General features: G+C 62.5%; 11 protein-coding genes. 6 read left to right on the plus strand and 5 right to left on the minus strand.

Annotated elements, in window-relative coordinates; translation table 11 throughout:
* Positions 1 to 84 precede the first annotated feature (84 nt).
* Together ACVWY3_RS36785 and ACVWY3_RS36790 are read left to right on the plus strand one after the other, a co-directional pair.
* Positions 85 to 666 (plus strand): hypothetical protein, encoded by a 582-nt coding sequence (locus ACVWY3_RS36785; RefSeq protein WP_456842817.1) that lies wholly within the window; start codon positions 85 to 87, stop codon positions 664 to 666.
* 146 nt (positions 667 to 812) lie between these two features.
* Positions 813 to 1,658 (plus strand): LuxR C-terminal-related transcriptional regulator, encoded by an 846-nt coding sequence (locus ACVWY3_RS36790; protein ID WP_456842818.1) that lies wholly within the window; start codon positions 813 to 815, stop codon positions 1,656 to 1,658.
* 97 nt (positions 1,659 to 1,755) lie between these two features.
* Here the strand turns inward: ACVWY3_RS36790 and ACVWY3_RS36795 are convergent, their stop codons facing one another.
* The 4 genes from ACVWY3_RS36795 to ACVWY3_RS36810 all read right to left on the minus strand — a co-directional run bounded on the left by ACVWY3_RS36795 (position 1,756) and on the right by ACVWY3_RS36810 (position 7,273).
* Complete coding sequence (locus ACVWY3_RS36795; protein ID WP_456842819.1) at positions 1,756 to 3,108, minus strand: HlyD family type I secretion periplasmic adaptor subunit; 1,353 nt, start codon at positions 3,106 to 3,108, stop codon at positions 1,756 to 1,758.
* Between the two features lie 116 nt (positions 3,109 to 3,224).
* Positions 3,225 to 4,961 (minus strand): type I secretion system permease/ATPase, encoded by a 1,737-nt coding sequence (locus ACVWY3_RS36800; protein WP_456842820.1) that lies wholly within the window; start codon positions 4,959 to 4,961, stop codon positions 3,225 to 3,227.
* A 137-nt stretch (positions 4,962 to 5,098) separates the two neighbouring features.
* The gene (locus tag ACVWY3_RS36805; RefSeq protein ID WP_456842821.1) at positions 5,099 to 5,557 is read right to left on the minus strand and encodes a hypothetical protein; all 459 of its coding nucleotides are present in this window, start codon (positions 5,555 to 5,557) and stop codon (positions 5,099 to 5,101) included.
* A gap of 264 nt (positions 5,558 to 5,821) precedes the next feature.
* A complete protein-coding gene (locus tag ACVWY3_RS36810) occupies positions 5,822 to 7,273 on the minus strand; it encodes a hypothetical protein (protein ID WP_456842822.1) in 1,452 nt (483 codons plus the stop codon).
* 511 nt (positions 7,274 to 7,784) lie between these two features.
* Between ACVWY3_RS36810 and ACVWY3_RS36815 the strand changes: the two genes are divergently transcribed.
* The gene (locus ACVWY3_RS36815) at positions 7,785 to 8,465 is read left to right on the plus strand and encodes a hypothetical protein (RefSeq protein WP_456842823.1); all 681 of its coding nucleotides are present in this window, start codon (positions 7,785 to 7,787) and stop codon (positions 8,463 to 8,465) included.
* A gap of 86 nt (positions 8,466 to 8,551) precedes the next feature.
* On the opposite strand, the gene ACVWY3_RS36820 is transcribed toward ACVWY3_RS36815, so the two are convergent.
* On the minus strand, positions 8,552 to 9,154 hold the full coding sequence (locus ACVWY3_RS36820) for a MarR family winged helix-turn-helix transcriptional regulator (RefSeq protein WP_456842824.1): 603 nt from the start codon (positions 9,152 to 9,154) through the stop codon (positions 8,552 to 8,554).
* Between the two features lie 154 nt (positions 9,155 to 9,308).
* On the opposite strand from ACVWY3_RS36820, the gene ACVWY3_RS36825 reads away from it, so the two are divergent.
* Genes ACVWY3_RS36825 through ACVWY3_RS36835 form a run of 3 tightly spaced genes read left to right on the plus strand, consistent with a single transcriptional unit; the run spans position 9,309 to position 11,716 of the window.
* Positions 9,309 to 9,827 carry a flavin reductase family protein gene (locus ACVWY3_RS36825; protein ID WP_456842825.1) on the plus strand — a complete coding sequence of 173 codons (519 nt, stop codon included), beginning with the start codon at positions 9,309 to 9,311 and terminating at the stop codon, positions 9,825 to 9,827.
* Positions 9,828 to 9,848: 21 nt separating this feature from the next.
* The gene (locus tag ACVWY3_RS36830; RefSeq protein WP_456842826.1) at positions 9,849 to 11,318 is read left to right on the plus strand and encodes a 4-hydroxyphenylacetate 3-hydroxylase family protein; all 1,470 of its coding nucleotides are present in this window, start codon (positions 9,849 to 9,851) and stop codon (positions 11,316 to 11,318) included.
* 17 nt (positions 11,319 to 11,335) lie between these two features.
* Positions 11,336 to 11,716 (plus strand): cupin, encoded by a 381-nt coding sequence (locus tag ACVWY3_RS36835; protein WP_456842827.1) that lies wholly within the window; start codon positions 11,336 to 11,338, stop codon positions 11,714 to 11,716.
* Positions 11,717 to 11,738: the final 22 nt, after the last annotated feature.

Here is an 11,738-nt window from a genome sequence, read left to right on the forward strand (position 1 = left end):
ATGCTTTTGCGCAACAGATAGATTACCAGCGCGGAATTAGTCCTAGTTACGAGTGCGAACCGAGCTCCCGAGGAGGGGAATCGGATGGGACTGCTTTTTGTCGGAGTGCTGGCAGGAATCCTGATCGGCTTTGGCTGGTTCGCGCCTTCCCGGGGGTATTTCCTCGGGTGCGCGTCACGCCCCTGTTTCGACAGGGTTGCTGTCGCCCAACCCGCGCAGCCAATGCCGAAGGCGTTGGCGCCAGAGCCCGCGGCTGTCAGATCGAATTCCACAACGCCGGCAAAGCCCGGCAAGCCATCAACTCCGAAGAAGCGCGGATCGACGGATCTTGCCAAAGCGGCGTCCCCGCGGACGAAGCTAGCCGTCCCGGCATCCGAACGGCCCGCGGAAGTATCAGATCCTGTCCTGGACAAGGCGAAGGTCACCATCGCGGCGAAGATGGAGGACCCAGGATCGGTCGAATTCACCGATGTGAAGCGCACAATGCGAAAGAACATGCTTGGACGCTCCGTGGATACGATTTGCGGGCGTGTAAAAGGAAGAAGCGCATCGGGCGCCGAGACTGAGAGACCGTTTCTTTATCTCGTGAAGGAGGATGAAGCATATGTCGTCGACGGCAAGTCGTGGTCGGCGGCATCAACGGCGTATCGAAATATCTGCAATTGACGGAATGGGTCGACTGCGCCGCGGCGCGGTGTGCGCCCAAATGATTTGAGCGGAAAGAATTTCCACCCAGGTGTCAAATGATCCCGCAGTCGGTGCGGCGCGAACGGCGGCATTGCGCCGCTCTCGTGATGATGCATTCAGGATGAATGCAGCAGCAAGGGAGACGCAATGCGGAATGGGAATATCGCGGAAGTTCTTTTCATCTCGAGGACATCATGCACGACATAACCAACGCTTCAAAACGGCTCGACGAATCGCTTCACTTGCCCGTTCTGGTGATCATCGAGCCGCTCCTGTTGCCTCGTACATGCATTCTGCACATCCTCAGGAGGGAGTTGGACGAACTCGAGATCCTTGACATGGCAACGGTCCAAGGCCTGGACTGCACGTCAGCCCGCGATGTTCGTCTGGTTATGCTGAGTATCGCGGACAAGCCCATCGGCGATCCCTCGGTTGAGGACGATCTCGCCTTCGTTGCGGAGTGTTGTCCCAACGCCGCCACTGTGGTCCTGTCAAACCATGACGACGAGCCGACCGTGCGGGCCGCGATGCAGCGGGGCGTGCGCGGCTTTCTGTCCGCCTCGCTACCGATCGAGATCGCGATAGCTGGCCTGCGCCTTGTTCTTGTCGGCGGCGCCTACACGCCGTTGCCCGTCGCCGGGATCAACAGGATACCGGATTTCGAGCCACCGGATGCGCGCGGACCCGCATATCTGATGAACGAGGGAGCCAGAGTGGCTATCGACAGGAGCGTGACCGATCTCACGCCTCGTGAGCAACAGGTTCTGGCGGAACTGGAGCTCGGCCTGCCCAACAAGCTGATCGCCGCCAAATTGGGGCTCTCGGAAAGCACAGTCAAAATGCACATTCAGCATATCATGAGGAAATGTGCTGCGCACAATCGCACGGAAGCCGTCCTCCGCTGGCGCGGCCGGTTGCCCGCGCAGAATCGCGATCACGACCGCGGCGCAGCTCCCATACATGAGACCTAAAGCATGATCCGAAAAAGTGCGAAGCGGTTTTCCGGGAAGATCATGCGTAAACAACAACCTAAAGCGCGATGACGATTCATCCAAATCTCATCGCGCTTTAGTCTTCTCTGAAGGCACCACGGAAGCTGTCGAGCAGGGGCCTGAGCGCGTAGAGAGCCACGGTGCCGCGCCCCGTCGTGATGAACACTTGAACCGGCATGCCGGGGACGATCTGGATGTCGTTCGCAACGATCTGCCCGTCGTCGATCCGAATCTTGGTCGCGTAGTATGGCTGGTCGGTACGCTTGTCGAGGAGCCGGTCTGCGGACACGTGCACGACCGTTCCCTTCAGGCGGGGTACGCGGCGCTGATTGTACGGTACGAGGTGAACCTCGGCGTTGAGGCCGGGATGAACCACATCGATGTCCTCGGGCCTCAGGCGCGCGGTTACGATCAGGCGGTCTTGCCGGGGCACCAGGTCCATGAGCGGTGCACCCGCTCCGATGACGCCGCCGGTCGTATGAATCCGCAGATCGGTTATCACGCCGTCCTCGGGCGCTTTGACCTCCGTTCGCGATAGCTGATCCCTGGCCGCAAGCAACCGCTCGCGGAGCTGGAATATCTGGTTCTGTGCTTCGCGAAGCGACTGTGCGATCTCGTTCTGCCTCTCGCTCTCGAGCTTGAACAAGGTGGCCTGCTGTTCGCTGATGACCTGCCCGGCGCGGGCAATCTGCGCGGCGATCTCGCCACGGCGGCCCTCGACGTCGGCCAGCTCCCGCTGCAGGTTCAGAAGCCGCGGCCGGCGTTCAAGCCCCTTGTTGACGAGGGTCGTGACCATATCCAATTCCTCCCGAACGATGTCGACCCGCTGCCCGGCGGCGGTTTCCTGAGCCTTGAGACCTTCGATCTCCTTCTCGACCTGACGCCTTCGTTCGCGAATGACCGCAAGCTGCGACTCGTGAACCTGCAGGCGCGCCTGGAAAATGAATTGCTGCGCCGACACCGCAGCGGCGGCCACTCCGCTCTGCCTGCTGTCTTGTTCCAGCGCGTCCGGAATTGCGATCCTCTCGGATCGCTGCTGCTCGGCTTGAAGCCGAGCAGCACGAGCAGCTGCATCCCAAAATTGGCCTTGAAGACTTTGCACCTCCGAGCTCGCCCTTGTGTCCTCCAGCGCGATCAGCGTCTGGCCGCTGCGCACGATATCGCCGTCTGAAACCAGGATCTTGCTGACGATGCCGCCTTCCAGGTGCTGGATCGTCTTGCGACTCGATTCCGATTCCACGACGCCGGGCGCGATCGCGGCGCTCTCGAGCGGCGCGAAGCTCGCCCACGTCCCAAGCCCCAGCATGAAGCAGAGCACCAGCAGATTGCCCGCAACGGTAATACCGCGAAGCCTTCCGCGCGGAGAGGTCGGCGTGGGCGTCGAGCACCACGGAAATTCCAGAGGCTCGAAATCGTCGATCGCGGTCACCACGACGCCAGATCGCCGGGCGGGCGGGGGGCCTGTCGGCGCTCGCATGAGCTGGTGCCAGATCACGGGAAGTCTCGAGACGGCGGGATGCTTCCATATGGCGAGAGAATTCCAGATCATGGCGCAATCTGCGAAGTAACCTGGGGGCGGCTCAGGTGCCGTTCAAAGATGTCCTCGCTGTCACCGAACGCGGCGACCGCACCGTCTTCCATGATGGCAATCTTGTCCGTGGCCGCGAGGAGACCCATCCGGTGAGTGACGACGACAAGGATGACGCCTGCGAGCTTCATGCGCTCGATCGCGTCCAGGAGCATTCGCTCGCCCCCGTAGTCGAGGCTGGCGTTGGGTTCGTCGAGAACGACAAGACGTGGATTGCCGAAAAAGGCGCGGGCAAGACCGAGGCGCTGCCGATACCCGCGTGAGAAGGTTGTTTCACTCTGAACCACCGTGTCATAACCCAGCGGCAGGCGCATGATCGCCCCATGGATACCGACGAGCTTGGCCGCTTCGATGACCTTCCGCCGATCGGCATCGTCCAGGCGTGCGATGATGTCGTTGATCGTGTCGCCGAGGAGGTTGATGTCTTGGGGAAGATATCCGAGGCGGTCGCCATTTCGGCCCTCGCGAAGCAGCGCGACGTCGGTGTTGTCGAGGAGGACGCGGCCACGCGTTGGCATCGACAGCCCGGCGATCACCTGGCCGAGCAAGGACTTGCCCGACCCGGATGGACCGATAATGCCAAGGCATTCTCCGGGCAGGAGGCTGAACGAGACGCCGTTCAAGAGAAGGTGGTTGGTCCCCGCGAGCCGCACGTCGACATTGTCGACGACGAGGCCGCTTCGCGCCTGTAGCGGAGCAGGCTCAGCGCTCTGCTGCCGGGCGACGGGGAATGCGGCCAGAAGTGCGCCGAGCCGCTGACAGGCGCTCACCGCCGTCACGAGTGATTTCCAGCCTGCGACCGCGCTTTCGACCGGCGCGAGCGCCCGGCTGAACATCAGCGTGGCAGCAAAGATGATGGCCGGACTCTTCCCGTGATCGAGGACGAGCCATGCGGCGGCGCCCATGATCAGGACCTGCGACAGCGCGCGAACCGGCTTGGCGGCCAGGGAGACGATCTCGCCTCGCCGGAGTGCCACATCGTGCTCCCTGCGCGCGTGCTGCGCGTCACGGTGGATCATGCGCGCAGCGTTGTCGAACATTCCCATGGCGCGGATCATGTGGATGTTGGTCGCTGCAGTCTGGAGACGGCCGCAGCTTCTGGACAGCGCGGCGGCGGATCTGAGCAGAACGTCTTCCGTGACCAGCTCTCCGGCAACCGTGAGTGCGAACAGGAAGGCGACGCAGCAGGCCCCCACCACGCCAAGCAGGGGATGGATCAGAAAGAGGACAAGGAGGAACAAGGGCGCCCAGAGCGCGTCGAACAGCATCGGACAGGCGCCGGACTCGACGAACTGGCGCAGCACCGTGAGATCCCGATATGCGCCCGATGCCTGCGTCCAATCGCTGCGAAGCGCCGATTCGAGACCGGCCGAGAGCACGCAAGGACGAAGGCGATCGTCGAGCCAGGCGCCAAGGCGCCCAAGGACGGCGCGCCGCAATGCATCGAACACGCCGCCGACGACCACCGTGATCGCGACAATGAGCGTGAGCAGGAGCAACGTGTCGCCGCTCCGGCTCGACAACACCCGGTCGTAGATCTGAAGAAGATAGATTGAGGGGGCAAACAGAAGCAGATTATAGCTGCAGCTATACGCGAAGACGAGACCGAGCGGTCCCGCGCAGGACCGAAGGGCCGCGTGCAGCGGCGTCCCGATCTGCGGCAGGATGGGCAACCGAATGGGCGGCATCAGCATGATCGTCACCGCCTGACATAGAGGTCCGGCGCACTTGGTCGATGGCCAAAATCATCCGCCAACGAGTTCGGCGGGATATTGACTCGAACTTCAGGACCGGTGGCGGCGGCCACCGGTCCTGCCGGACGAGCCGGTGGTCAGAACGTATCGAGATGGAAGCTGACTTCGCCGCCCAGCGCGGCGTTGCCGTCTCCGCCATGGCCGCCGATGCCGGCCACGACCTCCTGGTGCTGGTCCACCCAGACCTTGTTGATCTGGGTCGCATCCGTATTGGCGTAGACCTTGGAGGTGTCGTAGCCGCTGTAGGACTTCTGGCTTCCGTTCGACTCGGCGTCGCCGCCGTGAGCCTTCGAAAACCACGAGGCCTTCGCGTTGGCGCCGCCGGCATCCCAATCTGCCGTCTGTTTGACGTGATCGCCGGTGTTCACGTGCACGTCGGCACCGACTGCCTTGTTGGTCGGATCGAAGTTGAGCGTCGGCTTGCTGATGATGGCTCCCTTGAAGGTGCCGTCGCCGCCATTTCCGACGCTCTGACCACCGGTGCTGATCGATTTGAATTCGATCGAGTCCGAGATCTTGATCGCTTTGGGCATCATGTGTGCCTCCCTCGTTCTGTTGGCTTTCGTGCATCATCCATCCCGATCAGGCGGACGCGCGCGGCAAGTCTGATCCGCCCACGCGCGATGGCGATAGATGTCAAATCGGACACCATCCCGCCGGGACGACCTACGTACGAAAGTATGACATTCGTCGCGCAACACCGGAGTTCGAGACATCGGGGGGCCCGCAGGGCGAGCTTGCATGCGCAGAGCATCGACGCAGCTCGCGATCGGTCCTTGTGCGAGCAGCGCAATGTGTCGCTATCCCATCAGGTGAAGATCCGACAGAAGATGGGAGGAGAGATCGCCACCCAGCGCGAGATTGCCGTGGCCGCCGTCCCCGCCAATACCGGCGATCTGGATCGCACTCTGGTCGATGTGCACGTTGTTGACCTGATCGGCTACGGCAGTCGAAAGGGGACCTGCGATTGCGATATTGATGGGCGCATAGATCGCGACGCTGACGTCGATCAGACCGCCGGCAAAATATCCGTTGCCGCCATTGCCTGCGCCGTTCGAACCGGTCGCGATCGTGTCGGAGCCGCTCCACAGGCCATGAGAAAGAACGTTTGCATGGCCGCCCGCCGCGGCGTTGGCGTTGCCGCCGTGCCCGCCAATGCCGGCGATCTCTATGATGGATTGATCCAGGTAGGCGTCGTTGGTCTGGACCGAATGAGCGTTGGAGCCATAACCCGCGACTGCGATGTTGATCGGGTCGTACACCACGACGGAGGAATGGACGAGCCCGCCGTGGAACGCGCCGTCGCCGCCATTGCCGGCCTGGCCTCCGCCCGTTTGAACGTTCAGGACGCCCCCTGCGTTGCTTGATCCCCAGCTGGGGTCGAGCGTCATCACGCTGCCGCCGGCGGCGAGGTTGCCATTTCCGCCATTGCCGCCGACCCCCGCGATCTGGGTGGCCGACTGATCGATGTCCACCGTGTTCGATTGACTTGCATGCGCAGTGCCGCTCGAGGCCGCCACCGCAAAATTGATCGGATGATAGATCACCACGGGTGCGTCCACGATCGCACCCGAGAAATAGCCGCTGCCGCCGTTTCCGGCGCCATTGTCGCCGCTCGCGATCAGGCCGGCGCCTAAGGACGTATTGACGCTGCCGCCCGATGCCATGTTGTCATTGCCGCCATGGCCGCCGATGCCGGCCATCTGAAAGGCGGATTGATCGACATTCAAATTGTTGGACTGGTTGGCCAGGGCGACCGAGCCGTATCCCAGGCTCACCGAGATGTTGATCGGTTCATAGACCAACAGGGACGCGTGAATGAGACTTCCGTAGAGGTAGCCGTCTCCGCCGTTCCCGGCCGTGTTGGCTCCGCTCGCGACCGTAGCAACGCCCATCCCGGGATGGGATGTGCCGGCGGCGGGTTTGGTGGACGAAACATCGAGGCCCGCCGCAGCGTGATTGCCGGCATGGCCACCTATGTCGACGCCCGCTGTGGGATGTTTGAATTGAATCGGGTCGGAGTCACGATACTGGGTATGCGCGCTCGCGGAGTGTGCTTCAGGACTTGCAAATTGCCCCAAGAATTGACCTGCAGACGAGCCGGGACCATGGACCAGGGCGCTACCGCCAACCGCATCGGTCAGGAACGGGGCGCTCGGTGCCGGGCCCGCTTCGTCGTCACCATCGTAGCCATCGTGTCGATGAGAGGCGTGATGCAGCCGGATCCCATCCGACATCCGCGAAAAATCCATCCTAGCCTCCCTCATCGCAATCGCTCCACGCAATCGGACGGGTTCTGCACTCCGGACAGAATGTCATCCCGGGAAGGTCGAAAGCCCAGTCGTCAGTTCGGATATAGCGCTTCGTCTGGCAGCCGTAACATCGGCTACATCCGTTCGGGTAAAAGCTGCGGCCTTCGCAAATTGCGTGCGCCGATGCTTGAAAGTGCGGCCTTGAGGGGGATGGCGAAAATGGACAATCGGGCTGACGGCCAGGTCGCCTGCGTCTCGCCTGCGGCCAAAATGAATCCACCGCATTGCCCGATTTAAGTCGCATTGCGACCTAGGTCACGGCCAAAACTGCCGTCCGGGCAGGGGGCGCAACACCGGGGTTTTCATGTCCGGTCATTTGCGAGTTTGTTACATAGCTTTTGCACTCCTTGCGGGTCTGTCGACATCATCCGCGTTTTCGGCCTCTCTTTCCGAACTCTTGAATGTCGGTCGCACCACAGTCCCTGCGCCCGCTTCCACGGAAGCGGAGTGCTTGACGCGGCCCGGCAAGTCGACCGCCGATGGCCAGCATTGGGTCTATCGGGTGGAAGGCCAGCGCAGATGCTGGTTCCAGGCCGCCGAAGGAACAGAGACGGTGAAGAAGCTGGTCCGGCAACGCGCCGCCAGGCATCGCGTCGCCAAATATCGTGTCGCCACGTCCGAAGAGAACCAGACCGCGACGCCCAAGCGGAAGACGATGGTGGATGCGCGCGCAGAGCTGCCGCGCTCCGCATCTGCGGATGCGTCTCGGCCGAGCCCGTCCGTGCCCGCGCAGGTGGTTGATGCCAGTCCCGTCCTCGCCACCGGGATCGCAACCCGCGCGTCGCCGCCCTCCCTTTCCAAACGCGACAGGCTCCAGGCTGACGAGATCACGCCGCGCCAGGTCGACGTCGAGGCACTGCTGGCGGCGACGCCGGCCGCCAGTGACGTCGTTGCCGCTGCGGCGATGCCGCTCGCACTTTCCACTACTGAGGCGGGCGATAACGAATGGGGCTGGACCTGGCTTGGCATGCTGCTGATGGCTGTGGGGCTTGTGTCGGTCCTGAGCGCCAGTCCAATCATTCGATCGGATGTGCTGCTGCACCAGCTGAGGTCATCTTTCGCTGGCCAGAGGCTGATGCCGGTCCAAACGCGACCTCGCGGAAAGGTGCGGCAAAGCGGCCATTCGCCCTGAGCCGTTGTTTTCAGCTTCTGTTTCCGCGTCTTCCGCCTTCGAAATCGAGCCGCGGGATGAGGCTGAACGACAAGGTCCGATTGGCGTTATCGACCGTTGCGGCGCGTCGCGCGCCGCTTCTTGCGGGAGTCCGGCGCATTCGCTGTGGAGGCCCGCTGATCCTCCAATTTGAGCGTAGCCTGCACATGCACGGCCAGCTTCAACGCGCTATCAGCGTTTGAGGCAAGCCGGGACAGCAGCTGGGCCAGCATCTTGAACTCCTCGCGCGTCAGCATTCCAAACAGCGCGTCATTGACCGGTCGCTGCAAGGCGGCAAGGCGGATCAATAGGCTCATTCCGCGCTGGGTGAGGGCAAGTTGCACCCTCCGTCCATCTTCGGGATGGGGGCTTTTCTCGATCAGGTCGTCGGAAACCAGTTTGTTGATCTCGTTGGTGACGAAGGCGCCGCTCAGGTACAGCCGCTCGGCGACCTGATTCACGCCCATCGGTTCTTCCGCAGTCGAATTCTTGATCGCGATCAGGATCAGATACTGGGTAGGCGATAGGTCGACGAAGCCTGCGAATATTTCACGGCAGGCTTCCAGACTGCGTCCGAACGCAAAATAGTCGTAGAGCAGGCCGCGAAGCGTGCGGTCTCCTTCCTTGTCGAGCAGCTCGGGTTTCGACGCCGTCAAGAGTGCATCGGTCACGCGGTCAATCTCCTCGCCAAACCATGGCATTGCGCGCTTGCTTAAAAAGCACGCATGCGTCCGCCCAGCAAGTGGGCTTGACATTTCCATATAGCTTTGTCAGAAAGCTATCTGAGAATTATAAATCAGGTGCCAGGCGACGAGGCGGGTGTCCATGGAGGATCGTGCGTTCAGGCGTGCTCTCGGCGAATTCGCCACCGGCGTGGCGGTGGTGACCGCGCGCGGCAAGGGGGGAGAGCTCATTGGCATGACCATGAGCTCGTTCAACTCCGTCTCGCTCGATCCGCCGCTCGTTCTCTTCAGCGTCGATCGCAAGGCGCGCAGCTTGCCCGCGATGCTTGAAGCGGGGGGCTTTGCCGTGAACATCTTGGCGCGAGACCAGGAAGCCATCTCCAACCAGTTCGCACGCGCTCTCTCGAACAAGTGGGACCAGGTGAAGACCTCGGTCGGCCATGCCGAGGCGCCGCTGATCTCGGGCGCGATGGCGCATTTCGAATGCGCGCCCTACGCGGTCTACGAGGGTGGCGACCACGTGATCTTCGTCGTCCGCGTCATCAGGCACGCGAGCCGCGCCGAGGCAGCCGCTCCCCTGATCTTCTTTCGTGGTCGATATCGCGATCTCGTCGATGAAACCCAGCGCGAGCCGAGCTGGCCACTTCCCATTCACTACTAGTTTCGAACCGGAGAAACCGCCATGCGCAGCGCAAAGGAATATCTGTCAGGCCTGAAGGACGGCCGCGCCATCTACATCAACGGCGCCTCGGTCGGCGATGTCACGACGCACCGCGCCTTTCGCAATCTCGCCGGCTCCATGGCCGGCTTGTTCGACTTCGCGAGCGCGCCCGAGAATTCGGAGCTGATGACGTTCGACACGGGCGCAGGTCGCGCCAACCGCATCTGGCAGCTTCCGACCTCCTATGCCGAGCTCATGACGCGGCGAAAGGCGCTGGAGGCGTGGGCCTCGCTGCATGCCGGCTTCATGGGCCGGGCCCCGGACCATGTAGCGTCCTGTATCTCCGGGCTCTACATGGGTCTGGACGTCTTCAAGTCGTATGATCCTGCCCGCGCCGGCGCGCTCGAGAGCTACTACCGATACGCCCGCGACAAGGACCTCTACCTCACCTACGTCATCATCAATCCGCAGGCCGATCGTTCGAAGGGTGCGGCCGAACAGGCCGATCCGTTCCTCACCGCCGGCGTGGTCGACCGCGACGCGGAGGGGATCACGATCCGCGGTGCCAAGATGCTCGCCACCGGCGGCGTGGTTGCCGACGAGGTCTTCGTCACGACCATCCAGCCGATGCGTCCGGGCGAAGAGCGCTACGCGATGTCCTTCGCGATCCCGATGAATACGAGGGGCCTCAAGATGCTGTCGCGCAAATCCTACGAGGACGCCGCCGGCGCCGTGTTCGACAATCCGTTGTCGAGCCGCTTCGACGAGAACGACTCGGTGCTCTATTTCGACGATGTGAAGGTGTCGTGGGATCGCGTCTTCATCGAAGGCAACGTCGAAATGTGCCAGAAGCAGTTTCACGCCACGCCTTGCCACGTCTATCAGAATTACCAGGCGATGGTGCGGTTGAGCGTGAAGCTCAAATTCCTCACCGGCCTTGCGCATCGGACCGCCGACATGAACGGCGTCACCCAGTTCCCGCAGGTGCGCGAAATGCTCGGCCAGCTCGCGGCCGAGACCGGCATGGTCGACGCGCTGGTGGCTGCGATGGAGGCCAAGGGCACGCAGGTCGGTCCTTATTTCATCCCGGACCGGCACACGCTCTACTCCGCGCAGGTGCTGACGCAGCAGCTCTATGGACACGTCATCAACACGCTTCGCGAACTCGCCGGCGGCGGCATGATCATGCTGCCCTCGTCGGTCGCGGACTTCGACAACCCCGAGATCGCGGCGCTCATCGGCAAGACCCAGCAGTCGCCGAAGGCCAATTCGCATGACCGCGTGAAATTTTACAAGCTCGCCTGGGATGCCGTCGGCTCCGAGTTCGGCTCGCGCCACCAGCAATACGAGATGTTCTACGCCGGCGCGACCTTCGTCACCAAGGGCCACTCCTATCGCACCTACGACTGGGCGGGCGCCGACCGGCTCGTCCAGACCATGCTCGATTCCTACGATCTCAATGGCGTCTCGACCGCCAGCAAAGCCGCCTGATCCGAAGGAGACAATTCATGCCCGTCAACAAGAAGCACGACGAATTCCATACGCTTGATATGGCGACCGGCTGGGAAGTGCCGGCGGGTTATCCGCCCGGAATCCAGCAGAAGATCATCGCGGGTGGACTGGACGAGGAGAACCGGCGCGGGACGCGGACGCGACTGCTCCGCTTCGAGCCCGGCGTCTACACGACAGCACCGTTCTCGCACGAATATTGGGAAGAGGTCTATCTCGTCTCGGGCGACCTGATCGTCGGCAACGACGCGAACGGCGAGGGCGGCAAGAGCTTCCCGCCGAATACCTATGCCTGCCGGCCGCCGCACGCGCCGCATGGCCCGTTCAAGTCCGCAAACGGCTGCCTGCTTCTGGAGATCCATTATTTCGATCCGGTGTGATGCCGGATCGTCGCTGCACAAC

Source organism: Bradyrhizobium sp. USDA 4486 (assembly GCF_054057995.1).

Bases quoted from the DNA above. Each gene is read 5' to 3' on its own strand.
- ACVWY3_RS36785 (WP_456842817.1), top strand. From the start codon at position 85: ATGGGACTGCTTTTTGTCGGAGTGCTGGCAGGAATCCTGATCGGCTTT.
- ACVWY3_RS36790 (WP_456842818.1), top strand. From the start codon at position 813: ATGCAGCAGCAAGGGAGACGCAATGCGGAATGGGAATATCGCGGAAGT.
- ACVWY3_RS36800 (WP_456842820.1), bottom strand. From the start codon at position 4,961: ATGCTGATGCCGCCCATTCGGTTGCCCATCCTGCCGCAGATCGGGACG.
- ACVWY3_RS36805 (WP_456842821.1), bottom strand. From the start codon at position 5,557: ATGATGCCCAAAGCGATCAAGATCTCGGACTCGATCGAATTCAAATCG.
- ACVWY3_RS36810 (WP_456842822.1), bottom strand. From the start codon at position 7,273: ATGGATTTTTCGCGGATGTCGGATGGGATCCGGCTGCATCACGCCTCT.
- ACVWY3_RS36825 (WP_456842825.1), top strand. From the start codon at position 9,309: ATGGAGGATCGTGCGTTCAGGCGTGCTCTCGGCGAATTCGCCACCGGC.
- ACVWY3_RS36830 (WP_456842826.1), top strand. From the start codon at position 9,849: ATGCGCAGCGCAAAGGAATATCTGTCAGGCCTGAAGGACGGCCGCGCC.
- ACVWY3_RS36835 (WP_456842827.1), top strand. From the start codon at position 11,336: ATGCCCGTCAACAAGAAGCACGACGAATTCCATACGCTTGATATGGCG.